This is a genomic window from Mameliella sp. MMSF_3455 (assembly GCF_030733205.1).
Taxonomy (GTDB): Bacteria; Pseudomonadota; Alphaproteobacteria; order Rhodobacterales; family Rhodobacteraceae; genus Antarctobacter.
In genome coordinates this window covers 42,118-66,734 of sequence record NZ_JASHJL010000029.1, presented here as the reverse complement: position 1 = coordinate 66,734, position 24,617 = coordinate 42,118, and the positions used below count along the sequence as shown (strand labels likewise).

General features: G+C 62.0%; 21 protein-coding genes and 1 pseudogene. 18 read left to right on the top strand and 4 right to left on the bottom strand.

From position 1 onward, the window contains the following. Nucleotides 1-118: 118 nt before the first annotated feature. The 11 genes from RBB42_RS19245 (at nucleotide 119) to RBB42_RS19195 (ending at nucleotide 12,425) form a co-directional block, all read left to right on the top strand. Entirely contained in the window at nucleotides 119-1,696 is a 1,578-nt protein-coding gene (locus RBB42_RS19245) for a recombinase family protein (RefSeq protein ID WP_305971245.1), read from the top strand. 403 nt (nucleotides 1,697-2,099) lie between these two features. Continuing rightward, nucleotides 2,100-2,801, top strand: a complete 702-nt coding sequence (locus RBB42_RS19240) for a GntR family transcriptional regulator (RefSeq protein ID WP_043146600.1) — start codon at nucleotides 2,100-2,102, stop codon at nucleotides 2,799-2,801. Next, nucleotides 2,798-3,970, top strand: coding sequence for a mandelate racemase/muconate lactonizing enzyme family protein (locus RBB42_RS19235; protein ID WP_043146599.1), 1,173 nt, complete (start codon nucleotides 2,798-2,800; stop codon nucleotides 3,968-3,970). The genes RBB42_RS19240 and RBB42_RS19235 overlap by 4 nt, the downstream gene beginning before the upstream one ends. Nucleotides 3,971-4,043: 73 nt before the next feature. Beyond that, nucleotides 4,044-4,796 (top strand): cysteine hydrolase family protein, encoded by a 753-nt coding sequence (locus RBB42_RS19230; protein WP_043146598.1) that lies wholly within the window; start codon nucleotides 4,044-4,046, stop codon nucleotides 4,794-4,796. A gap of 23 nt (nucleotides 4,797-4,819) precedes the next feature. Next, a complete protein-coding gene (locus RBB42_RS19225) occupies nucleotides 4,820-5,365 on the top strand; it encodes a type 1 glutamine amidotransferase domain-containing protein (RefSeq protein WP_043146597.1) in 546 nt (181 codons plus the stop codon). Between the two features lie 95 nt (nucleotides 5,366-5,460). Further along, on the top strand, nucleotides 5,461-7,131 hold the full coding sequence (locus RBB42_RS19220) for a GMC family oxidoreductase (protein ID WP_043146596.1): 1,671 nt from the start codon (nucleotides 5,461-5,463) through the stop codon (nucleotides 7,129-7,131). Between the two features lie 24 nt (nucleotides 7,132-7,155). Next, complete coding sequence (locus RBB42_RS19215) at nucleotides 7,156-7,851, top strand: gluconate 2-dehydrogenase subunit 3 family protein (protein WP_052244889.1); 696 nt, start codon at nucleotides 7,156-7,158, stop codon at nucleotides 7,849-7,851. 67 nt (nucleotides 7,852-7,918) lie between these two features. Continuing rightward, nucleotides 7,919-9,466, top strand: coding sequence for a sugar ABC transporter ATP-binding protein (locus RBB42_RS19210; protein ID WP_306043753.1), 1,548 nt, complete (start codon nucleotides 7,919-7,921; stop codon nucleotides 9,464-9,466). A gap of 1 nt (nucleotide 9,467) precedes the next feature. Further along, nucleotides 9,468-10,478, top strand: coding sequence for an ABC transporter permease (locus RBB42_RS19205; RefSeq protein ID WP_052244887.1), 1,011 nt, complete (start codon nucleotides 9,468-9,470; stop codon nucleotides 10,476-10,478). A 14-nt stretch (nucleotides 10,479-10,492) separates the two neighbouring features. Continuing rightward, nucleotides 10,493-11,491 carry an ABC transporter permease gene (locus tag RBB42_RS19200; RefSeq protein ID WP_052244886.1) on the top strand — a complete coding sequence of 333 codons (999 nt, stop codon included), beginning with the start codon at nucleotides 10,493-10,495 and terminating at the stop codon, nucleotides 11,489-11,491. A gap of 25 nt (nucleotides 11,492-11,516) precedes the next feature. Beyond that, nucleotides 11,517-12,425, top strand: a complete 909-nt coding sequence (locus RBB42_RS19195; protein WP_043146595.1) for a sugar kinase — start codon at nucleotides 11,517-11,519, stop codon at nucleotides 12,423-12,425. Between the two features lie 7 nt (nucleotides 12,426-12,432). Here RBB42_RS19195 and RBB42_RS19190 read toward each other — a convergent pair whose 3' ends face one another. Both RBB42_RS19190 and RBB42_RS19185 read right to left on the bottom strand, forming a co-directional pair. Further along, entirely contained in the window at nucleotides 12,433-13,305 is an 873-nt protein-coding gene (locus tag RBB42_RS19190; RefSeq protein ID WP_043146594.1) for an SMP-30/gluconolactonase/LRE family protein, read from the bottom strand. A gap of 85 nt (nucleotides 13,306-13,390) precedes the next feature. Next, complete coding sequence (locus tag RBB42_RS19185; RefSeq protein ID WP_305971243.1) at nucleotides 13,391-14,527, bottom strand: sugar ABC transporter substrate-binding protein; 1,137 nt, start codon at nucleotides 14,525-14,527, stop codon at nucleotides 13,391-13,393. 306 nt (nucleotides 14,528-14,833) lie between these two features. On the opposite strand from RBB42_RS19185, the gene RBB42_RS19180 reads away from it, so the two are divergent. The 6 genes from RBB42_RS19180 (at nucleotide 14,834) to dhaL (ending at nucleotide 21,326) form a co-directional block, all read left to right on the top strand. Then, nucleotides 14,834-16,042 carry a substrate-binding domain-containing protein gene (locus tag RBB42_RS19180; RefSeq protein WP_305971242.1) on the top strand — a complete coding sequence of 403 codons (1,209 nt, stop codon included), beginning with the start codon at nucleotides 14,834-14,836 and terminating at the stop codon, nucleotides 16,040-16,042. Between the two features lie 77 nt (nucleotides 16,043-16,119). After that, a complete protein-coding gene (locus RBB42_RS19175) occupies nucleotides 16,120-17,664 on the top strand; it encodes a sugar ABC transporter ATP-binding protein (RefSeq protein ID WP_069086740.1) in 1,545 nt (514 codons plus the stop codon). Then, nucleotides 17,661-18,635, top strand: a complete 975-nt coding sequence (locus RBB42_RS19170; RefSeq protein ID WP_052244884.1) for an ABC transporter permease — start codon at nucleotides 17,661-17,663, stop codon at nucleotides 18,633-18,635. The genes RBB42_RS19175 and RBB42_RS19170 overlap by 4 nt, the downstream gene beginning before the upstream one ends. An 11-nt stretch (nucleotides 18,636-18,646) precedes the next feature. Then, nucleotides 18,647-19,645 (top strand): ABC transporter permease, encoded by a 999-nt coding sequence (locus tag RBB42_RS19165; protein ID WP_052244883.1) that lies wholly within the window; start codon nucleotides 18,647-18,649, stop codon nucleotides 19,643-19,645. Between the two features lie 33 nt (nucleotides 19,646-19,678). Next, on the top strand, nucleotides 19,679-20,680 hold the full coding sequence (locus RBB42_RS19160; protein ID WP_043146590.1) for a dihydroxyacetone kinase subunit DhaK: 1,002 nt from the start codon (nucleotides 19,679-19,681) through the stop codon (nucleotides 20,678-20,680). Nucleotide 20,681: 1 nt separating this feature from the next. Continuing rightward, on the top strand, nucleotides 20,682-21,326 hold the full coding sequence (dhaL, locus tag RBB42_RS19155; protein ID WP_043146589.1) for a dihydroxyacetone kinase subunit DhaL: 645 nt from the start codon (nucleotides 20,682-20,684) through the stop codon (nucleotides 21,324-21,326). A gap of 832 nt (nucleotides 21,327-22,158) precedes the next feature. Here dhaL and RBB42_RS19150 read toward each other — a convergent pair. Together RBB42_RS19150 and RBB42_RS19145 are read right to left on the bottom strand one after the other, a co-directional pair. After that, nucleotides 22,159-22,458 carry a transposase gene (locus RBB42_RS19150; RefSeq protein ID WP_043146588.1) on the bottom strand — a complete coding sequence of 100 codons (300 nt, stop codon included), beginning with the start codon at nucleotides 22,456-22,458 and terminating at the stop codon, nucleotides 22,159-22,161. A 253-nt stretch (nucleotides 22,459-22,711) separates the two neighbouring features. Further along, nucleotides 22,712-23,005 (bottom strand): annotated as a pseudogene (locus RBB42_RS19145) (integrase core domain-containing protein); the annotation flags it as partial. A 137-nt stretch (nucleotides 23,006-23,142) separates the two neighbouring features. Here RBB42_RS19145 and RBB42_RS19140 point away from each other — a divergent pair. Further along, a complete protein-coding gene (locus RBB42_RS19140) occupies nucleotides 23,143-24,399 on the top strand; it encodes an IS110 family RNA-guided transposase (RefSeq protein WP_305971241.1) in 1,257 nt (418 codons plus the stop codon). Nucleotides 24,400-24,617 lie beyond the last annotated feature (218 nt).

Below are 24,617 nucleotides of genomic sequence, written 5' to 3'. Positions count from 1 at the left end.
CCTGACACACGTCCGATCGAAGACCCCGCCGACAAATCGAAGATCATGCTTGCCAAACAGGGGGCATCCACACACGCACCGGGTTTGCCGGAGGCTCCTGCTCGGGATGAAGGGCACCATGAGTGAGATGGAGCTGTCGGTAGTGCGCCAGCGCTCGCTCGAAGCGTTACGCCAGAAAGCACAGCGTGGTGAGCTCTTCCTCAATGTGGCAGTCGGCTACGTGAAGGTGGGGCGGGACCGAATCGCGAAGGATCCCGACCGGCGCATTCAGGAGGCAATTGGGCTCGTCTTCCGCAAGTTTGTCGAGTTTCAGAGCATCAGGCAGGTCCATCTCTGGCTGCGGCAGGAGGGTATTCTGATGCCGTCGATCGAAAGTGGCGGCGATGGCCGGCGCGTGATTTGGAAGGCGCCGGTCTACAATACCATCCGCGGGCTCTTGACCAACCCGGTATACGGCGGCGCATACGCCTTCGGCCGAACAGCCAGCCGGATCACGGTGGAAAACGGGCGAAAGCGCGTCAGCCGTGGCCACCGCCGCGACCGTGACGAATGGGATGTATTGATCGTAGATCATCATGAAGGCTACGTTGCGTGGGAGGAGTTTGAGAGGAACCAGCGCCTGAACGCCGATAATGCCAACTGCCGCGGTCTCATGGCTCGCGGTTCGGTCCGCCGGGCTGAAGCGATGCTCGCGGGGCTTTTGCGCTGCGGTCAATGCGGTCGCCGGCTCCACGTATCTTACAGCGGAAACGGTGGCTTCTGTGTTCGCTATTCCTGCCGTGGCGCGCATCTCAATCACGGCACACAGACCTGCATCTCGTTCGGAGGTATGCGCGTCGATGCCGCAGTCTCGGCAGAAGTCCTACGGTTACTGAGCCCACTTGGTATCAAGGCCGCCCTCATGGCTGTCGCGGAGCGCTACGCCGCGATCGCCGATACGCGGCAGCAAGCGGAACTTGCGCTGACGCAGGCCCGGTACGAAGCCGATCTTGCCCGCCGCCAGTACGACGCTGTTGATCCCACGAACCGGCTGGTCGCGGCCGAACTTGAGCAGCGTTGGAACACTCGGTTGGCGGAAGTCCAACGCCAGGAGGAGCGCTTTGATGCCATCGGAATGGACAAACCGTCCCTGTCGCCAACGGAGCGAGAACGCTTGCTGTCACTTGGTGCGGACCTCCACACGGCATGGTCCCATCCCGGCGTGACCGCCGAGACACGCAAGCGCATTTTACGCGCCGTCCTCGAAGAGATCGTCGTCACGTTGACGGAGGGACGGATCGAATTGCTGCTCCACTGGCGGGGTGGAGATCACACATCTCTTGTCGTCCCACGCAATCGCACAGGCCAGCACCGCTATTCCAGCGATGTGGAGGTACAGGACTTGATCCGTGCGCTCTCCCGGCAGCAAACCGACGGCGCGATCGCGGCGACACTGAATCGACTGAACATACAGACTGGCCGCGGCAACCCGTGGACCGAGGTGCGCGTTCGCAGTTTCCGCAACACCCACCGCATTCCTGTCTATCGGCTCGGTGAAGCCGCTGAGCGAGGCGAGTTGTCGCTCGAGGAGGCCGCGAACAGGCTCGGAGTCCGCAAGATGACGGTGCTCCGCCTGATCCGGGAAGGCACCCTTGCCGGATCAAGCCTGCAAAGGCGCTCCCTGGGCGATCCCGGAAGCGCAAATCGAGGGCCTTGAACCGGAAAAATCATCCTCGCAAGGCCGGCGAACATCTGACCCCATGCAAAAAACGCTTGATCTTCAATAGTGTAGAAAGGTGTGCATTATGAAACCCGACCCGGTGGCCCGAGGAAGTGAACCAGAGCTTGTCCTTGGAAACGTCGATACCGACGTATGTCACCGAAAGTTCGCCTTTCATGCCAGTCCTCCATCGCAAAAGGCGACACGCGCCGCCCCGCCAATGCCCACCGGTGACGCCGCCCGAAAGACATGCGGTCTTACCGCTGACTTCTCGCCGGCATGATTGGATTCGTGTCCGCGTGAGAATCTTCTTGTCATCTGAAATCTGATATATTAAACATTTGATTGCAGATTCGGGCGCGATGGTGCGCTGGAGGGCGCAACGAGTTGGGTAAGTCCATTGGCAAAGAACGATGAATTCAACAGAGAGCCGTTAGCGGCGCAGGTCCATAACGCGCTCAGAGAGGAAATCATCAGTGGCCAATTGGAAGGTAACCAGAGGATCGACGCGAGCCACTACGCAAAAAGTTGGTCGATTAGTACGACACCGATCCGCGATGCTTTCAAGCAGTTGGAAATGGAAGGATTGCTGCGAGTTTCTCCGCGTCGTGGGGTCTTTGTGAAGGAGGTTAACTGGAAGGAACTCAAGGAGATCTACGAGGTCCGAATGGCGATCGAATGCACAGCAATCCGGTTGGCAACACCCAACATCCCCAGTGAACGCTCGCAAGCCGCACTGAAGGCATACCATGCGGCGCAATCCGCCGACAGCGATACCCGAGCGACGTTGCTGCGCGAAGCGGATTTCCACGTCCACGAGTTGGCCATGGAATTCTGCGGGAACGAGAGGTTGCAGCGGATGGCCGAAGGCATCCATGACCTGGTCCGCTGGTCTCGCCAGACCCTCATCCGAAAGCTTCCCCGACCGTACGAGGACACGTTGAAAGAGCATATCGAAATCTGCGAGGCCGTCTGCGACGGCGACAGTGAGCGCGCCGCATCCAGCATGCGGCGCCATCTGGAGAACACGCTTGAGCGCATTCGTGATTTTTTGGGCGTCCAAGTCGCCAACGACGACCTTGAGGAGGAGTGTCAGCCATGAAGGTGAAGTCGGTCGAGACCTTTATCCTGAGGGTCCCGTTGGAGGGGCGAACATTCTATTCCTCCCAAGCCAAGTTCCCTGAGCGGAACAGCCTTCTTGTCAAGATCACGACGGAAGACGGGGTCGTCGGCTGGGGGGAGGGCGGCCAATACGGCCCACCCGCGCCCGTTGCCGCGTGCATCGACCAGGTGCTTGCGCCGATCCTGATAGGCGGTTCGGCCTGCACTCCGATCGCGACATCTGAGAGTCTCTACGCCTTTTCGCGCGATTTCGGCCAGCGCGGCACCTACATCGAAGCGTTAAGCGCCATCGACATCGCTCTGTGGGACATCTGGGGCAAGGTTGTCGGCCAACCCGTGCACGCCCTCATGGGTGGTGCCTTTCGTGACCGCGTCACTGCTTACGCGACGGGGTGCTACTATCCCGACCAGCCCTGGCAGATGGACCGTATCCTCGGCGATCTCGAGACCGAAGCCGCGAGCTATGTCGAAAGCGGCTTCGACATTCTGAAGATCAAGATCGGTCTGCTGTCCGTGGAGGACGATCTGAAACGGGTCGCGGCCGTACGGCGCAGCGCGGGCGACCGGATCAAGCTCCTGGTCGATGCCAACCACGCATACACACCCGTCAACGCGATCCGAATCGGCAAAGCGCTGGGAGATTTCGGGGTCCATTTCCTTGAAGAACCTGTCGTGCCCGAGGATCGGGCCGGGTACCGCCGCGTTCGTGATGCAATCGACGTTCCGGTCGCGGGCGGCGAATGCGAATTCACCCGCTTCGGGTTCCGTGACCTGTTCCTTGAACAATGTGTCGATATCGCTCAGCCGGACATTTGCGTCTGCGGCGGCCTTTCGGAGTTCCAGAAGATCCAGGCGCTCGCGGGATCCTTCGGAATACTGACGATCCCGCACGTGTGGGGTTCGGGCATCGCGGTCGCCGCAGCGTTGCATGCGCTGGCGGTGATCCCACCAACGCCGCACACGGCAAACCCCGTCGCCTTGCAGAACGAACCGGTGGTCGAGTTCGACCGCAAGCACAACCCTCTGCGCGACAACCTGCTGGAAGAGAATTTCACCCTGAAGGACGGATGCGTGGCGGTACCGACCGGCCCGGGGCTGGGAATTGCCGTGAACGAAGAAGTCCTGAACCGCTACCGGACGGCCGCGTAGCTCAACCTGGCGCGCACCGCGTGCCAACACCGTTCGCTGCACAGCATTGCGGACAACACCTAGGAGGAACCCGATGTCATCCCTCGACTATACCTATGAGAACCTGGAAAAAGTCGTCCCGCGCCACTTCTTCGGTTCGCCGAACAACATCTTCGAGAACGGGCTCGACCCCAAGAAGACGATGCTGCTGGCGCTCGATATCCAGAAGCTGATCGTCGATCCCGACGGCGCGGGCCATGTGCCGAGTGTCGGCGGCGCGCCGGCCGGCACCGATACGGTGCAGCCCTGCATCAACACGATCGAGGCTGCCCGCAAGGTCGGGATCCCGGTCGTCTACTCCCTGTGGGGCCTGCGCGGCGATGGCCGCGACACCGGTAATGCCGGCCCGAAATGGCCGCCGTTCAAATGCGGCACGCCCGAATCCCCCGGATCCTGGGGCAACCGCGACGCCGCGCTTGACGACAGGATCAAGCCGCGCGAGGACGAGATCGTTTTCCAGAAGCACCGCTTCAGCTCGTTCTACAACACACCGCTCGACGAGTGGATGCGCGAAGACGGCCGCGACACGCTGGTAATCTGCGGTGTGACGTCGGCGAACTGCATGCATGCAACCGCGCTCGACGGCTGGAACAAGAACTACAACATCGTCGGGCTTGCGGACACGACCACCGCTGTCCCGAACATGCTGGAAGACGTGCCGCTGGGCTACGGACAGCATTGGGAGGCGCTGCGCAACATCCAGATGAACTACGGCGATGTGCGCACCAGCCTCGAATTCATGGAAATGCTCGGCCTGAACAGCAAAGACTTCGCCAAGGCCAGCTAAGTATTTGAAAGGAAGACAACAAAATGAGTCTTATCGGCAAGAATGTCGCACTTCTGATCGAAGACGACTACCAGGAAATGGAGGCGTGGTATCCCTACATGCGCCTCATCGAGGAAGGTGCCAAGGTGACCGTCGTGGGCCCCGGCCACAAGTCCACCTTTCAATCCAAACTCGGTTACGAAATGGAGGCGGACGTCTCCATCGACCAGGTGAAAGCGGCTGACTTCGATGCCGTGGTGGTTCCCGGCGGTTTCGCGCCCGATCACATGCGACTGTGCCGCCCGATGATCGACCTGGTTCGCGATGTCCACGCCCGCGGCAAACTGGCTGCCGCGATCTGCCATGGCGGCTGGATCCTTTCCTCGGCTGGGATCGTGAAAGGTCGGAAGGTGACCGGCTATCTGCCGATCAAGGACGATGTCGAGGCCGCCGGCGGCACCTGGGTCGACGAAGAGGTGGTGCAGGATGGTAACGTGATTACCTCGCGCACGCCGCCCGACCTGCCCGCCTTCGCCCGGGCGATCGTCCAGTATCTCGGCGCCGAGGCGAACCAGCGCAAGTCTGCCTGAACCGCGCGGGCCCGCCCCGATGCGAGGCGGCCCCGCCAGGATATATGCGCCTCAGCCAAAGGCGACGGGGCGGTCTTTGATTACGGAGACTTAGGATGAACTACGCGAAAAAACCCGACCCGGTCGATGTGGTCATCGTGGGCGCCGGCGCCAGCGGCGCAACGGCAGCCAAGGTGCTGAGCGAGGCCGGTCTGAAGGTCGTCGGCCTGGACAGGGGCCCCTGGCTGAAGCCGGAAAAGGACTACTCCGGTGACGAGATCAAATTCGTCAACCGCAACTTCCTGTGGCCCGATCCCAAGCTGAAGCCGCGCACCGTGCGCGAGGATGCGAACTCGAAGGCCGAGATCTTCCCGTTCTCGCCGCTGCCGCAACTGGTTGGGGGCGGAACCGTGCACTGGGCCGGTTGGGTTCCGCGCCCGATGCCTTCGGATTTCAAGCAGAAGTCGATCCACGGAACGGTCGCGGGCACCAGCCTCGAGGACTGGCCGTTCACCTATGACGACCTCGAGCCGTACCTGACCAAGGTGGAATGGGAATTCGGGGTCACCGGCCTCGACAATGCCGACCGCAACATTCCGCCACGATCGAAGCCATACCCGTCGAAGCCGCTGCCACCTACAAAGTATGGCAAGCGCTTCTACGAGGCCTGCAACAAGATGGGCATCAACGGATTCCCAATCCCGCACGCAATGGTCAGCCACGCCCACAAGGGGCGAAACCCCAGCAACTGGACCGGGTTCTGGAACCAGTACGGCGACCCGACGACCACCCGGTCGAACGCGGCGACCACGTTCATCCCCGAGGCGCTGGCCACCGGCAACTACGAGCTTCGGCCCGAGTGCTATGTCGTGCGGGTCACGACCGACAAGGCGGGCAAGGCGAAGGGCGTCGTCTATATCGACGAGAACGGGTGCGAGGTCGAGCAGGAGGCGAACATCGTCGTCCTGGGCCTGGGCGCCATCGAGTCCACCCGGCTTCTGCTGAACTCCAAGTCGCCGAAATTTCCGGACGGCCTGGCCAACAGCAGTGGCCAACTGGGCAAGAACGCGACCTTCCACGAATACCTGTTCGCCGTCGGCCTTTTCGACAACGCCATCGACGACTCGCTGGACGGGTTTGCCGGCAACTACATCAGCGGCGGCTCGATGGATTTTTACGAGTCCGACGAAAAGCGCGGGCACATCGGTGGCTGCATCATCTCGACCAGCCAGGTTTGCCACCCGATCAACTGGAACTTCCCGGGTCGGCCGCTGTGGGGCCAGGCCGCGAAGGACGCGGACCGCGACTTTTACCGCTACGCGATGAAGATCGGCCTGATCCTGCATGACATGCCGGTCGAAAGCAACATGGTCGATCTGGATCCGGATGTCGTAGATGCCTGGGGTTCACCCGTTGCCCGGATCACGCACAAGCCTCATCCCAACGACATCCATATGGGCAAGTGGCAAGTCGACAAGAACATGGAGATCCTCGACGCGGCCGGCGCCCGCAAGACGATCCCGGTGTATCTGGAACGCTCGACCGGCAACACCTGCCACCAGCACGGCACCGCCCGCATGGGGCACAACCCCGACACGTCGGTGCTGAACCAGTATTGCGAAGCGCACGACGTGCCGGGACTCTACGTCGTTGACGGCAGTGGTTTCCCGACCGCGCTGGGTGTCAACCCGACGCTGACGATCATGGCCGTCGCCTGGCGGGCGAGCGAGTACATCGCCGAAGTCCACGCCAAGGGCCGCAAGGCGAAGAAGCCCGCCTACGCGTAACGCAGCACCTCAAGGAGCACTCAGATGATCACCAAGACCGACTGGCCCGTCATGCCGCTCAAGATCGAGGGCAACGAGGCCGAATTCTTCAGCCCGCACCAGTGGAACACCATCGAGGCCGCGACTGCGCGGATCTATCCGACGGACAAGGATCCGGGCGCGCGTGAGGCCAATGTGGTGCGCTACATCGACCGCTATATTTCTGGCATCGACTACATATTTGCCAGCGGCGACGGGTCGGGCTTCCTGAAGATGAGCGGCAAGCTCGCGGACGCCTGGCGCGCACGGATCGCGCGGTTGCAGGCGAACTACAAGCAAGGCATCGAACAGCTTGACGCTTTGTCTCAAGACAGCTTCGGGAAGAACTTCGTCGACCTCGGCGAGAAGCAGCAGGATGACATCCTCGCACTGATGTCGGGTCAACCGAAGCCCGAGCCGGTTGTCCTGAGCCAGACATCGCCGCTCAGCTCTGCGCTTCAGGGCGTGGGCGACGATGGAATGGGCTTCTTCGAAGCGCTTTGTCTGCATACTCGCCAGGGAATGTTTTGCGATCCCGTCTATGGCGGAAACGAGAACCGGGTCGGCTGGGATCTTGTCGGCTTCCCGGGGCCGAAGTCGCTGAAGGACACCCTCGATATGACCTACAGCATCAAGGAGTACTTCGTGCACGACGTACCTTGGGAAGACCTCGTGCCCCATTACGCCGAACACAAGTCGTAAGATGGGAGCCGGGCCATTGAAGATCGAACCCGTCGAAGCAACGCATACCGCGTTGCCCGAATCCCTGTTGCAGATCGGCGGTCTGCTCAAACGTTTTCCCGGGACCATTGCCGTGAACAACGTCAGCTTCGCGATCAGGTCCGGCACCATTCACGCGCTGGTCGGCGAAAACGGCGCCGGCAAGTCCACGATCATCAAGATGCTGTCGGGGGTTTACCGGCCCGACGGCGGCGAGATCAGGATCAAAGGGCAGCCGGTGGACATCACCTCTCCCCATGTGGCGCAGGAATGCGGGATCAGCACCGTCTACCAGGAGCGCACGCTCATAGCCAATCTTTCGGCGCTTGATAACATCTTTCTGGGCCGGGAAATCCTGGCCCGGATCGGCGGCACGCTCGGATTGACCGACCGTCAGGCGATGCGCTCCGCTGTGGTTGAGTTGTGCCGTGATTTCGAATTCGACCCGAAGCTGCTGAGCCGGCCGGTGGAAGAATTGAGCGCCCTGTCGCGTCAGATCGTCGAGATCATTAAGGCACTCGCGTTCCGCTCCGAACTGATCATTCTGGACGAACCCAACGGCGGGCTCAGCATCCATGAACGGCAGGTGCTGTTCGCCCAGATGCGGCGGCTGCGGGGGCGCGGTACTGCCGTGCTCTGGGTGACGCACCAGTTGGAGGAACTCGCCGGAATGGCCGACGAGGTGACGGTCCTGCGCGACGGCAAGTTGGTGGGGACCATCGACGGCGCAGAGGCCAGGACGGATCGGGTGGTGCGCATGATGGTCGGCCGCGACGTCGAGACCATCGAAAGCTTCGTGACCGGCGCGAAGGGATCCGCGGCCATAAAGGAACATGGCAAGGTCGTGTTGCGCGTCGAAGGTCTGTCCGACGACACCGATCTCAGGGATCTGGCGTTCACGCTGAGACGGGGAGAGGTTCTGGGCATCGGCGGGCTGCAGGGTGCCGGTTGCAGCCGGATCGTAGAGACAATCATCGGTGCGCGTCGAATGACCTCTGGGCGCGTCCTGCTGGACGAAAAACCACGGCGGATCAGGTCCACCCGGCACGCGTTCGCTGCCGGCATCGCTTATGTACCAAACGAACGCAAGTCGCGGGGAATACTGCCGACCTTCAGCATCGCGCAGAATATCTCGGTCTCGTCCTTGCCTGCCTTTGCCCGTATGGGCTTTATCGACCGAAAGAAAGAGGCTTCCACTGCCCGCGGTTTCTTCGACGCACTGGGCATCCGCGCCCGCAGTGTCGGTGACCAGATCGTGCGATTGTCGGGCGGAAACCAGCAAAAGGCGATCATCGCGCGGGCACTGGCCGCGAAGCCGAAGGTCATCATCTTCAACGAGCCAACCGAAGGCGTCGACGTCGGCGCCAAGATCGAGATCTACCGCCTGATCCGTGACTACATCGCGTCTGGCGGAGCGGCAATCGTCAAGTCGTCAGAACTGGTTGAGTTGTTGGGTCTGAGCGACCGCGTTCTGGTGATGAAGACCGGGCGAATCGTCGGAGAGTTGCCCGGCCTTGGCGCTGACCAGGATCACGAATCCGCCACAAGACTGGAAGAAAAGTTCATGTCGCTGGCTGCGGCATCGGGAGTGAATTGACATGCAAGCCCTGCTCGTTCGACTGCTGCGCATCGAAGGCGCTTCTATAACGCTGATCCTTCTTCTGGCGGTAGCGATCTTCGGATCTCTCAATCCCGCCTTCCTTGGCCCCGAGAACCTGGCGGCCATCGCCGTGCAGTCGATGTTTGTGCTCATAATCGCGGTCGGCATGTCCTTCGTCCTAACCTCGGGAGGCATCGATCTGTCTGTCGGGGCGGTTCTGGGGCTTTCAGGCGGGGTGACGATGTTCCTGCTGACGTTGTCGGTCCCGACTGTCCTGGCCGTGGTCGGCGGATTGGTCGTGGGAACGGGGTTCGGTCTGCTGAACGGCCTTCTGGTCACCGGCCTGGGTCTCAGCGATTTCATTGTGACGCTGGCGACGATGGGGGTCGCGGGCGGTCTTCTGCAAATCCTGGCCTATCTCAGGCCACTCCGCGGCGCCGAGACCGATGCCTTCACCTGGCTCAGCTACGGGGAAGTCTTCGGCGCACCGTTTCCTATCGTTTTCGGCTTCTTGCTGGTTCTCGCCTGTGCCGCCCTGCTCAACGCGACCGTCTTCGGTCGGCGGGTCCAGGCGTCGGGCATGAGCCCCGCCGGGGCCAATTTTGCGGGAATTGATGTTCGGAACGTGCGCTTGATGGTGTTCGCTCTGTCCGGGTTCCTTGCGGCGGTATCCGGTATCCTTCTGGCGGCGCGCCTCGCTTCCGTCCAGCCGGCACTTGGCCAGGGCTATGAACTTCAGGCCATCGCCGCCGCCGTGCTTGGCGGGACCAGCCTCGCCGGCGGACGCGGCACCATTGTCGGCACTGCGGTCGCCGCGCTGCTTCTCGGCACGATCAACGCCGGCCTGCAGATCTCTGGCGTCGACCCGACCTGGTATCAGGTATTTGTCGGCGGAAGCATCCTGGCGGCCGTGGCGTTCCACCAGTGGTCGGAACGGTACGTCGATGCAAACGCGTTGTCGGACGCCGCTTCTGCCGGTTCCGAAATCTCCTCTAACCCGACCCATTGAAAGCGAAGGTCCCAATGGAAACCTCGACAGCATTCACCGATCGGCTCGGCGCGGTACTGAACCGGCCAGGGGTCGGCATCGCCGTCTTCCTGGTGCTCGTCTCCATCGCGATGAGCTTCGTGTCGCCCTTCTTCCTGACGTGGCTGAATTGGGCGAACATATTGAACCAGTCGGCCTTCCTCATATTGCTCGCCGTCGGAATGACCGTGGTGCTGATCGGCGGCGGCATCGACCTGTCGGTCGGCGCAATCGCCGCATTGTCCGGGGGTGTGGTTGCATGGCTGGTCTCGGCGATCGGATTTCCGCTGCCGCTTGCCCTTCTTTGCGGGATCCTGGCAGGCACCCTGCTGGGCTTGCTGAACGGACTGATTATCACGCGGCTTGGCATCCCCGATTTTGTTACAACCCTGGCAACGCTGGCGCTGATCCGCGGCATCCTGCTGGTCTGGACGCAGGGCGTTCCGATCATCGGTTACTCCAGCAACGGATACATGATGCTGGGCGGGCTGCGGCGTTTGCCTTACGGGTTGACGGTGCCCGAGTTCATTACCGCATTTCTGGTGATCGCCGGCATCCTGATCATGCGCTTTTCAAGGGTGTCCAGCCACCTGCGGGCGGTCGGCGAAAACCCCGAGATCGCGCGCCTGTCGGGCGTGAACATCACACGGATCAAGTTGGCCAGTTATGCTCTTTCAGGGTTCCTCGCTGGCGTGGTCGGCGTGCTGCTTGCCGGGCGCCTGGGCACCGTGCAGCCGAACATGGCGGCCGGAATGGAGATACAGGCGCTGGCCGCGGCGATCATCGGGGGTGCCGCTCTAAGCGGCGGTCGGGGCAGCCTCGTCGGTGCCGCTATCGGGGCCTTGACGCTGGTGGTGATCCAGAATGTCATCAACCTGACCGGGATTCCGCCAGTGTTCGAAACCTTCGTGATCGGATCGGTCATCCTCGTGGTGATCACTTTCGACCGCGTTTCCGGAATCGTATCCGGGCGCAGGGCGCAGGTCGCCGGCTGATCGGAACGGGCAAGGAGCGACGATCATGCAGTTGGACCTGATCGGTATCGGCGAATGCATGGTCGAGTTCCGTGCCGAACCGATCGCAGGGCGCGACGACATGATGCGGATGGCATGGGGCGGGGACGTGATGAACACCCTCGTCCACGCCGGCAGGCTGGGACTGCGCACGGCGTTCCAGACGCGTGTCGGCAATGACAGGTTCGGGCCGTGGCTGCGCGCCGCCTGGCACCGCGCCGGTGTCGATCTTTCACATGCACCTCTGGTGCCGGGAGAGAACGGGCTCTACTTCATCACGAACGATCCCTATGGCGAACGCAGCTTCACCTACCGGCGCGCGGGCAGCGCGGCCGCTGGCATGGGTCCGGAAGATCTCGATCCCGATTTGATTGCCAGTTCCCGGGTCGTGCTTCTTTCGGGGATCACCCAGGCGATTTCGGAAAGCGCCGATCGCCTGACAGCCGCAGCGGCGCGGATCGCGCGGGCCGTCGTGTACGACCCCAACTACCGGCCACAACTCTGGTCGCGCCGCGGCGGGCTGGAAAGTGCCAGGCAGGCATTTCACAGAGTCGCACCCCATGCCGCCTGGACCCTGCCGAGCTATCCGGCTGACGTGCCGCTTATCTCGAACCAGGATCTGACGAGCGGTCGCGCCCTGAAGTATTTTGCCGACGCGGGCAGTGGCGGTGTCGCGATGAAGATGGGCGCTGACGGGGTGCTGATCCAGAAAGACGGCGTCACGCACCATATTCCGGTGGATCCCGTCGCCGAACTCGTCGACTCAACTGGCGCCGGCGACGCGTGGAATGCGGCATTCCTCAGCGGGCTTCATATCGGAGAAGACCCAGAACTTGCCGCGCGACGCGCCAACGCATATGCGGCGATCGTGCTAACATACCCGGGGGCAATCCCGGCGGAAATCGCCGCCGCTTGAAAAGGGATCAATCTGCGAAACGCGGTTCGGGCAGGCCGCCGACGAGGACATTCACGGCAAACAGGCTGCCTGCGTCAGGTTCCGACGCGCGCTGCGCCTCGTTCAGCATGAAAGAGGCAGATGTGATGAATAGCGTGCTCAAGTCTTCGCCACCAAAGCCGACGCAGGTGGGGTTGGTGACGGGCAGGGCGATCTCGCGCTCGACCTGGCCATCGGGCGTGTAGCGCACCAGCTTTCCTCCGCCCCACTGCGCATTCCAGATGCATCCCTCGGCGTCGACTGTGGAGCCGTCGGCAAGACCCGGCTGGTCCGAAAGGTCGGCAATGATGCGATGCGCGCCGGGGGCGCCGTCCGGATCGTAGTCGTAGGCAAGGATCTTGCCCGTCGGCATGTCAGAGAAGTACATCACCCGGCCGTCAGGCGAGAAACAGGTGCTGTTGGCGCAGCCGATGGGTGCAAGAACGGTGTCCACGCGCCCGTCGGGCCGGAAACGGTACAACGCGCTGGTCACCGATGTGTCGTCGGTTTCGCGCATCCCGCCGCAGATGAAGTTGCCGTACCGGTCGCAGCGTCCGTCGTTCAGGCGTGTCGCCGGCTTGTCGGACTCGATATCCACGCTGCCGATCCAGGTGTCGTTCTCCGGGTCGAAAAAGCCGAATCCGCCGGCCAGTCCCACCACGTACCGTCCCGAACGGGTCAGGCCTATGGCGCCGACCCGATCCGGAAGGGCGTGACGGCGAAGTTTGCTGGTTCGCAACGACAGGCGCCAGATGGCGCCCTTGTGGATGTCGACCCAGACCAGCTCGTTCCGGGCGTCGTCCCACAGAATGCTCTCGCCAAGCTCCTGCTTCACATCCGCGACGAGGCGCAAATCGTTCATGGGAGTTCCTTTACACGTGCCCGAAAAAGAACGGGGCAGGACTCTCCTCCCGCCCCGCAGGTCACGGCCTTCGCCGCAGGGAGGTTCAGAGTTCAGGCGCCGCCAGGGCCCATGCCTGTAATGCTTCGACCTGGTCGACATTGTCTTTGGTGACCAGCGTCACGGGCACGTTGTACACATCCGCGACGATCTTGCCGAGATACCGATGCGCCATCAGCATTTCGACAAGGGTCAGGCCCTGGCCCACGCCGCCGACCTCGATGGTCGCCGAAAGCCGTCCCTGCCGGATCGCGTCGAACCCCGATTGCAGGCCGTCTGCGCCGATCGTGATGATGCCGCCCTGGCCGTCCCAGTGCCGCATCCCTAGGGCGTCTATTGCCTGCGAGGCCCCGAGCGCCATCTCCTCGTTCTCGCCGTAGATCGCGTTGACATCCGGGTTGGACGTCAGAAGGTTCTGCGCCGCCGAGAAGCCCTTGTCGCGGACATAGCCGCCGTCCGCCTTGCCGACGACCTGAAGGTCTGGATACTCGGCCAGGACCATGTCGAAACCGCGCTGGCGCGCCTCGGCCCATGGGCTTCCGGACGGGCCCCAGATCTGAAGGACTTTGCCCTTTCCGCCTAGTTGCTCAGCGATATACTTGCCGGCGACGTAGCCCGACTGCAGCGTGTCGTGGTACCCGACCGAGCAGACGGCTTTCTGCTCTTCGATCGGCCACAGCGAGATCGGCATGTTGAATTGGATTATGTCGACGCCCTTGGCGCGCGCTTCTGTATAGATCTTCGATGTGTCCGAAGGCGTGCCGGCGGTGCATACGAAGATTGCGTCAAGCCCGGCGGTGATCCAGTTCTGAATGATGTTGTACTGGCCCTCGACGGAGTTGAAATTGCCGCTGGGCGAAGCGCGCTGCCATTCCCATTTCACACCGAAGCGTTCCGAGTAATCCTGTGCCTGCCGATAGCAGGCATGTTCCATGATGTTGAAAAATTCCGAGAGGATCGGGGGAGTGAACCCGCACCGAATCGTCCTGCCTTCCAGTTGCGCCCGAACAAGCGCATCGTAATCCAGTGTCGAATGCGATGCCGTCGCCGCTTGGGCTCCGGCTCCGGGCAGCAGGCCGCTGCCGTTCAGCAAAGCTGCACCTCCCAGAAGGGCAGGACTTGACCTCAGCAGTCCCCTCCGCGTGATTCCGGTCATTCGGGTCTTGTCCTTATGCTCGGTCATGATTTCACGCTCTCCTCGCGTCAAACTGAAATTGTTTATGTAATGTATCAGATTTCAGATTTAAGGCAAGACCCCTTTAGCGCTGTATGCCGGAATCAGGCGAAAGGGAAAATTTCCAAGACTTTCAATTTGGTACCTCGCGGCTGCAGGCCGCGAGTCAAAAAAACATGGCACGAACGGAGCGTTACAGATTTCAGCGCGGGCGATTGGCGGCGCCGAGATTTCGGCGAGTCCCGCAAATCCGGCTTGAACTGATGTCTGATATCTGAAATATTAGATACTGCATTGCTCGAAAAGGAACATGCCATGCCCTCCAAATCCCTCATCGGAAAAGCGAATCCCGAGCACGCTCGATCCTTGACCCGAATCGGTCGCCGCCAGTTTCTTGCCGGCTCGACCGCCGTCACTGCTGCCGGCCTGCTAGGTTCGCTCGCCGCACCGAGGCTGGCGCGCGCCGCAACGGTTCAGGCCTATCCGTTGGGCACCGATCCGATCGCGGACGATATCCAGGGGGCAGTCAACTTCTGGCTCGACGCCATGAAGGACGCCGCCCCCGATACGTCATCGGATGTGGTGCTGACCCGGGATGAGATCGCCGAATTGCGGTCCATGTCCCCGAAGGTGGGCCACAGCTGGTACGGCCTCTTTGTTCCGGCCATCGTCGGCTGGAACCGTTTCTGGGAGGCCGAGGTCGACAAATGGGCGGGCGAGAAGACCGTCTACGATGTGCAGGGCAAACCCGACCGCGATATCGCGGGCGTGCAGCTAATGATCCAGCAAGGTGTTCCGGTCATCGGAACTTTGGCAGTCGACTGGGTCGTGTTCAGCCAAGCGATGCGCCAGATGCACGATGGAGGGGTCGCCTCGACCAGCGTGGTTGCGCCCTCGTCGGCCTACTTCCCGACTACCTCGACCATCATGCCGGATCAGGCGGAAAACGCGCGTGATCTGGTGTTGCCGATGGCGAAGAAGCTGCGTGATGAAGGCATCACGGAAACAGACGTCGTGCTGCTGACCGCCAAGAGCCCTGCATTCTTCGACATCGCACGTACCATCGGATTCAAGCAAGGGCTCGAGCTGCCGGAAGTGCAGGACATCTGCAAGATGACGCTTGTCGAGGAGAAGCCGGTGGCGCCCGGAGTCGAAGACGCGCAAGCGGCGACGACAGCGGCGTTGCAGCAATATCCGAACGCCCATGTCGTCGCGGCTCTGGGGCATTGGTATGCCGGCGCCTCGGCCGCGATCCGCGACGCGGGACGTGAAGATACCTGGGTGATTGCCTTCGATCTCGACGAAGGGACCGCGGCAGACCTTCTGACCGGCGGATGGCCGGTGCACGTCACCTACAGCCTGCCCATTTCGCAGTCCGGGATCGCGGATGCCAACGTCATGGGGAAGATCCTCCTCGGACAACGCGTACCCCTGATCGTCAAGACCGTGGGGACCGTCACAACGCCCGACAATGTCGAGGCCGCCTGGCAAAACGACTGGGGCGGCGAGGCACTGCCGTTCTGACGCAGTCCTATCCGCCCGGGCGCGACGACAGGGTGTCGTGCGCCCGGGCGTCTGCCGAATTCCTGTGGAACTTAGAGATGCCCTATCCAAACCAGATCGTTGCACCGAATGACAGCTCTTCGCCGCAAAGGCTTATGTCATTGCGCGGGATCGAAAAGCGCTTCGGTGCTGCGCGTGCGCTTCGCGGGGCGGAACTGGACGTGGACCAGAGAACGATCCACGGAATCGTCGGCCATAACGGCGCCGGGAAATCCACGCTGATGCAGATCCTCTGCGGAGCCATTGCAGCTGATGCGGGCGAGATCCGGCTGGCCGGCCACGAGGTTCACTTCGGCCGGCCTGCAGATGCCCAGACTGCCGGCATCGCAATGGTGCACCAGGAACTGTGCGTACTCGATGACCTTGACGTCGCCGAGAACATCTTTCTCGGGCGCGAGCCTATGCGCGGAGGGCTGATCGACCGGCGCAAGATGAACCACGATGCGCGCGCGGCCTTGGCACAACTCGACGTCGATATTCCGGTCGGCGCCCGATGCGGCGACCTGTCGATCGGCGATCGGCAGATGGTCGAGATTGCCCGTGCCGTGTCGATGGACGCGCGGGTATTGATTCTGGACGAACCGACCGCCGCATTGACGCGGCGCGAGCAGATCGCGCTTTGCAAGCTTCTCGAACAGCTTCGCTCGCATCTTGCGGTTGTTTTCATCACGCACCGCCTGGACGAGGTCATGCAACTGGCCGACGTCGTCACCGTACTACGGGACGGTCGTACAGTCGCCCGGCTCGCGCGCGGTGCTTTCGACCATTCGTCGCTGGTCGAAGCGATGCTTGGCCCGGCCGCCGACGCCGCCCAAAGTTCAGACAAAAGGGGGTCGGGGCGTCCTCGCGAGCCCCTGTTGACCATCGCCGGATTGAAAGCGCCGGACATCGGCCTTGACGGAATCGGCCTGACCGTCGGCAAGGGGGAGATCGTCGGAATCGCCGGAATGCTGGGCAGTGGACGAAGCGAATTGCTTGAATGCCTGTTCGGCCTGCGGCGCAACACGGCGGGCACGATCCGGCTCGCCGGGCGCGAGATCAAGCCACGCTCGCCGGTGGATGCGATGCGGGCGGGCATCGCGCTGGTCCCCGAGGACCGGAAGCTCATGGGCATCTTTGCCGGCAAGCCGCTTTGGCAGAACATCGCGCTTGCGTCCTTTCGCGATCTTTTCAGTCGCGGCGGATTGGTTCGTCGGGCCGAGGCCCGCAAGGCCGCACTCGAAGAAGTGGCGCGTCTTGGCATCCGGGCGGCCTCGATCGATCTGGACATCGGCTTCCTGAGTGGCGGCAACCAGCAAAAGGCGATCATTGCACGCTGGCTGCTGCGCGCTCCGAAGCTGCTCTTGCTGGATGAACCAACTGCCGGGATTGACATCGGTGCCAAGGCCGAGATCCATGCACTGGTGCGAGAACTCGCGGAGGCGGGCATGGGTGTTCTGGTCGCCTCGTCCGAGTTCGACGAACTCATCGGACTTTGTGACCGGATCCTGGTTATCCGCAAGGGACGTATCGAAAGCCCGGATCCCGCCGACGAGCGCGACGAGGGCGCTTTGGTGCTGATGGCGACGGGAGGCACGAAATGATGGCCGGTCTGCAAGAGACATATGCCGCAAACAGTGCTGAAGCCGCGGTTCTGGCCAGGGTGCGCAAGGTCAATCCAAGGATCCTGCTTCTTGTCTGTCTGGTGCTGCTTGTGGGGACCGGGTTGGCGCTGACGGTGCCGCATTTCCTCAGCGCGAGCAGTCTGACGAACATCCTGCGGCAGTGGTCGGTTCTGCTGATCGTCGCCCTCGGCGCAACCTTCGTCATCGCGGCGGGCGAAATCGACCTGTCTGTGGGATCGGTCGTCGCACTGGTGTCGGTCCTGACCGCCTGGGCGTCGAAGGGCGACTTCGCAATTCCCCTGATCCTGCTGGCGGCCCTTGCGGTCGGGCTGGCGGTAGGCACGGTGAACGCGCTCCTGACGCTTCTGTTTCGGTTGCCGTCCTTCCTTGCAACGCTCGGAATGCTGCTGATAGTCAAGGGTGTGGCGATGACGATCTCGTTGCAGCCCATGGCGGTGCGCGACCTGGACTTCATCCGCTTCTTCCGTCTCAAGCCATTGGGGCTGCCGATTCCGTTCGTGATCGCGGCGGCCCTGGCGGCGGTTGCTTGGATTGCCTTTCACAAGACGCGATTCGGTAACTGGACACGCGCCGTGGGGTCACACGCCGAAAGCGCCCGTCTTGCCGGTGTCGCAGTCGCAAGGCACAAGGCGCTGGTCCTTGTGGTTGGCGCGATGGCTGCCGCGATCGGTGGTGTCATCCTGGCGGGCCGAACCAACTATGGTATCGCGCAGACGGCCGGTGGCATGGAGCTTGACGTGATCGCCGCGGTCGTTCTCGGCGGTGGGCGGTTGGGTGGCGGAACGGGGAACGTGCTGGGCACCGCGCTTGGCGCCCTGTTGCTGACTATGATCTTTACCGGCATCGCGGTGCTTGGCTTGCCCGGACCCTGGCAGGACATCACCAAGGGCGCGCTGATCGGCGTCGCCATCCTTCTTATGCGACGCTGAAAGCCAAGACGATGACCGACACCGCCACAATCACAACTACCCCGAGCCGCGCAATTCGCTTCGCGCAACGCAATCCCGCGATCCTGTACCTGGTCGTCCTTGTTGGGGCGTTCGGTCTGATCGCGCCCGAGCAGTTCACGATCGGGTCTGCAACAACTGTCGTTCAGCTGTCGATCCCTCTCGTTTCCATCGCGATTGGCATGACGCTCTGCCTTGTCTGTGGCGAGGTCGACCTGTCCGTGGGCGGCGTTGCCGGGCTGGCCAGCACGATCACGGCCCTTCTAGTGACCGCAGAATGGCACTGGCCGCTGGCGGTGCTGGCCGCCCTTGCCGCCGGTGGGGCGGTTGGCCTTGTGAACGGTCTCTTCACAGCCCTGCTGATACCGAGCTTTCCGCGCTTTCCGTCTTTTCTCGTTACGCTGGCGACACTGTCCATCACGCTTGGTATCGCGCAGTCCCTGCAACCGTTGCAGCAATCCATTGCGATTAACGACGCAAGCTTTCAAGTAGCGTTTCGTTTTGCATCGACGATACCGGCAAGCCCGCCATTCTGGTACATGGTGGCGTTGGTTGTCGTCGCACATGTTCTGCTGTCGCGCGCGCGCTTCGGATATGCTGCCTATGCAGTGGGCACCAATCCGCGCGCTGCCGAACTGGTGGGCCACAGTGCGGTTCGGATCCGTGCCTCCGTGATGGTGATAAGCGGTCTGACTGCGGCCTTTGGTGGCGTGATGCTCGCGGGCTTTGTACAGGCAGGGTTCGGTGGCATTGCCCAGGGGGTCGAGATCGACGCCATCGCTGCGGCGGTGATCGGCGGCGCGGCACTGACTGGCGGGCGTGGCAGCATCATCGGCACGGTATGGGGCGTTTTGATCCTCGGCGTACTGAACACAGGGCTGCTGGTCCTACAGGTCACGACCAACTGGCAACTGATTTCCAAGGGTGGGCTGGTGATCCTGGCACTGGTCATCGCAGAGGCGCTGCACCGGCGTGCAGTGCAATCCCGTTGAACCCAGGCAACGCCCATTAACGGAGACAACCGGATGAAGAAGTTCATCAATTCCCCCGAGACCGTGGTTCCGGACTACCTTGCCGGCCTTGTCGCCGCGAACCCCGACATCATCGCGCTGGACCCGTCACCGCGCGTGCTGCGGAGAACCGACATCGGCGCTCGGCGCAAGGTGGGGCTTATCGCAGGCGGCGGCTCGGGTTGCGAACCGTTGCACACCGGTTTCGTCGGGCCCGGCATGCTGGACGCGGCCTGTCCGGGAGAGATTTTCACCTCGCCGGTCCCGGACCAGATCATTGCGGCGACCAGGGCCACCGAGAGCGGCGCCGGCACGGTTCACATCGTCAAGAACTTCACCGGCGAGGTGATGAACTTCGGCATCGCGCAAGAGATCCTTGCGTTCGAGGACATCAGACCCGTCACCGTCCTGATCAACGACGATTGCTCGATCCCCGATGATGATGAGAGCGCCGGCAGGCGCGGCCTCGGCGCGACTGTGCTGGTGGAAAAGATCGCAGGCGCTGCGGCCGAGCGCGGCGACGATCTCGATGCTGTCGTCTCCATCGCCCGGCGAGTCAATGCGCGCGCGCGTACCTTCAGCGTGGGACTGACTTCGTGCATTCCTCCGGCGCGGGGCAAGCCGATCTACCAGATGGCCGACGACGAGATGGACATCGGCATCGGTATCAGCGGATCGCCCGGACGCAAGCGTGTGCCCCTGCGCCAGGCCGCCGAGATTGCCGGTGTGCTTTTGCAAGAGGTCCTGAGCGATCTCAAACCTGCGAAGGGCGCGCGCATCCTGACGCTTCTCAGCGGTCTTGGCGGAACTCCCGAAAGCGAACTCTATCTGCTGTACGGGGAGGTGCACGCTTGTCTGATGCGCGCCGGCTACGATCCCGCGCGGGCGCTGGTGGGCAATTATGTGACTTCGCTGGAGCAGATGGGCGCCGCGCTGACGCTGCTGGAACTGGACGACGAAATGACGGAACTTTGGGACGCGCCGGTTCACACGGCCGACCTGCGCTGGGGACGATGACATGACTGACAGCCTTTCTGTAAACCAAATCAGCACCTTCCTTCGTTCATACGCCGACCGGATCGATCAGGGCCAGCAGGCTCTGTCAGAGCTCGACTCGGCCACCGGCGACGCCGACCACGGCGCAAACATGCGACGCGGCATGCGCGCGGTGGTCGCGTTGCTCGACGGCGCCAAAGGGTTCTCGACTCCGGGCGATCTGTTCAAGTCGGTTGGCTTCGCGATCGTCGGCACCGTCGGCGGCTCCTCGGGAGCCTTGTACGGGACGATCTTCTTGCGTCTTGCCGCCGCCGCTGGCGAGGGTAACGAAACGCTCGACACAGAAACGCTCGGCATGGGCCTTCAGGCGGCAGCGCAAGGCGTCGTCGACCGTGGCGGCGCACGGTTGGGCGACAAGACCATGTACGACGCGATCAAGCCGGCAGCGGATGTGTTTGTCGCCCGTGCCGCCGCTGGAGCCTCGATTCAGGATGCCCTGTCGGCTGCGGCAAAGGCGGCGGAAGATGGCGCGCGCTCCACCAGGGACATGCGCGCCCGACGCGGCAAATCGAGCTATGTCGGCGAAGACAGTATCGGAACCGTGGATCCCGGTGCGGAAAGCGTGGCTTGGATGCTCAGGTCTCTCGCCCAGGCAACCCTGACCTGAGGGGGCACAGTCAAGTCAAATCAACTTGAACCGGGTAGCGCTGTCAGAAAGCCTGAATGGACGAACAAACCCAGCCAATTCCGCAGTTTAAGGACATCACCGGAGATCATCCGACTGGCGACTATGTCGCTCATACGGTTCCGTCTGCCAATTCATGACGTCGAGAAACTGCCGAACAAGCGGGGAATCGACATCGGCCACGGACAAGTCCTCTTCTGGAGGCAACAGTACGGGCCACTGTTTGCTGAGGAGATCCGCAAACGCCAGGTGAGGGGTTGCGGTCGTGGCGCCGGCGTGGGTACTTGGGCAGGGATTTGGGGCGATCCGACGGTTTGGGGCTCTGCTCTGGCGGGCGATCGACCATGCAGATGATGCTCGATGTTTTCTTCTCCCGGTCGCTCAGGAATGTCGTGGACCTGCGTCACGAGTGCGGAATCCAAGCAAAGCTCCTGTCCATGATGCAAGTATTTCCAATATGTTAGTCGGCAGAGAAGGTTGGCTCCCAGGCCCATCCCCTCCTCCAGACGCCAACTAATTTAGTGGAGTGACGAACTGCACAATCTTTGCACATGCAGCGAATGGCAAGTTTGGCGGACCGCACCGCTGCGTTGAGACGCCGTGATGAATGGCGGCTGTGGGCCGCCCGTGTTCCATCGCCTTCGCGCAGAGGTTTCGGGAGAGCGGCCTTTCGCTGCGGACGATATGAATGTCGTCTGTGAGGACGAGTACGAAAACCGCTTTCGTGGGATTGGCGCTTGTGGCGAGTGTTGCGCTTTGATTGGGGCGCGGTGATTTTGTAGCTGGGCGCACCTGTCTGACGATTGAGGCCGTCTCAATCTGATAACGGTTGGTTTTGATAACGGATCAGTATGTGCGTGCGCTGCGCCAGCGCTTTCTCGAAGGCATGCGGATCAAGGGGCTGCAGCGCAAGCCTCAGACGATGTATCTGAGGGCGATGCGGAAGTTCACGCGGTACCTCGGCCATTCTGGCCCAGAACTTGTCGCCCTCGTTGGCCTGAAACCATAGCCGCAGCACGTCCCGCGTGCCGTCCGGAAGGATGGCCAACGCCACGAAGACCGCCTTGCTTGAGACCGCGCCGCCGCTGCGGATGTTGACCCGGATCGCGTCCATGCACACGACTGTGCCGGAACTACTTTCAGACCCTCGGATATGTCTCAGATTAAAAGTTGGACGCTTTAAACATTCGTGGGGGGCGCAATGCTCTGATGTCCGTCGTCAGATGATTTGGAACACGAGCAGTTGATCTCGTACAGAGGGCCAGGCTCATTCAGGTTTCAGTTTACGCCGCGGTCTGGCGATGCAGCAAGCGGCGCTTCTCGATGGTCCTGGTGGCTTGCCCCCATCGGGTGGTCCGGTTTGATAGTTAGTGCATCGTCGGCCTCAGGTCTATCGGAACGATGCTTTCTGGAGCAGGCGGGCGATATCCCAAGGCGCTGTGCGGCCTGACCGTGTTGTAGTGTACCCGCCACTTCTCGATGATTATCTGGGCCTCGCGCAGGCTGTAGAACAGCTCACCGTTCAACAATTCATCGCGGAAGCGAGCGTTGAAGCTTTCACAGTATCCGTTCTCCCAGGGTGAGCCTGGTTCGATATACGCTGTCTTTGCGCCGACAGCGGCAATCCAGTCGCGCACTTTCTGGGCGATGAACTCCGGGCCATAGCACGTTGGGAAGAAGGGCTGTTTTGAGGTGATGGCCACGCGCGCAGCCCTCAGATAGCGCAGCGGGTGGCCATAACCGGGTCTCAGGTCTCAACAGTGGTTTTGCACAAACCACACCGCTGAGGAGACCGGCTATGACCGCCACTCATTCTATCCCTTCGACCGTCCTGGTCGCCATCGACATTTCCAAGCACCGCCACGAAGTGCTCGTCGCTGTTCCGGGCAAGGTGCGCCGCCGGCGCATGACCATCACCAACACGTTGGAGGACTTCCGTCGGCTATCGGCCGCCCTCTCCAGCTACGAGCTGCCGGTCCGGATCGGGTTCGAGGCCACCGGGAACTATCACAGGCCCCTGGCGCATCATCTTGGACAGGCCGGGTTTGATTTGAAGCTGGTCTCGTCAGTTGGACTGGCTCGGACGCGTGAGGCCCTGCACAACAGTTGGGACAAGAATGATCCGAAGGACGCCCAGGTCATCCTGCACATGCTGGAGATCGGTGCCGTGCAGTTCTTCCACGATCCGCTGGTCACCGGCACTGCCGACATCCAGGAGCTGTCGAAGACGCACGAGATCGTCTCGCGCTCGAAGACCGAGCTGTGGCACCGCATCCTGACCCATTACCTGCCGCTCTACTTCCCCGAGGCCGAACGATTTCATCGAAGCTCGCGCACTGACTGGTTCCTGGCGTTCCTCGAGAAGTACCCGACACCGATGATGATCACGACTATGACCCGGGAAGCCTTCATCGCTGATGCCTGGCAGGTGGTGGGCAAGAAGGTTTCAAAGGAGCGCCTGCTTTCAGATATTTACGCCACGGCAGTGGACTCCGTCGGTTTGCCCGTCGGACCGGATTCCGACGCCGTTCGCATGTTCCGCCTGGTCCTCGCCGAAGGCAGAAGCCTGGTCCGACAGCGCAACGAGATCGAGGCGAGAGCCGTCGAGCTTCTGTCCGATCATCCCGACTACCAGCTTCTGACAACCATCCCAGGCATCGGCCCGATCAACGCCATGACAATCCTCGCGGAGGCTGGAGATCTACGCCGCTTCCGGCATCATCGGCAGTTCCTGAAGTTCTGTGGCATGGACCTCGCCACCGTCCAGTCCGGCATGTTCCGCGGTCAGAGCCGCATCTCGAAGTACGGCAATGCCCGGCTTCGGCGGACCCTCTGGATGGCCGGCCAAACCGCTGTTCTCAAGCGGACCAACAGCTTCCGCGACAAGTTCGAGCGCTACATCTCGAAGGACCGACACAACGCCCATCTGCGCCGCAAGGCCTACACCGCGATCGCGGCCAAGATGGCGCGCACCGTACACGCCGTGGTCAAACACGGCGATCCCTATCGCCCCTTCTTCGAGGGGGTGAGCCCAGGCGGAAGGACCACTCTCTGACATGAGCCGTGGAGGCAGCTCGCTGACCTCGTAGATAATGTTCGGGCCTTCTGCTTGGGATTTGGGATCTCGTATTGAGGACGGTGAGGGCCGCCAGAGCGCGTACCCTGTGTTTGCTATGGAAGAGATCATTTCTTGACGGCAGAGCCCGTCTGGGCAACCTTTACAGGGCATCCGGTTCGTCGGATGTCCCACGACCTGCTGACCTAAGCGGCCAG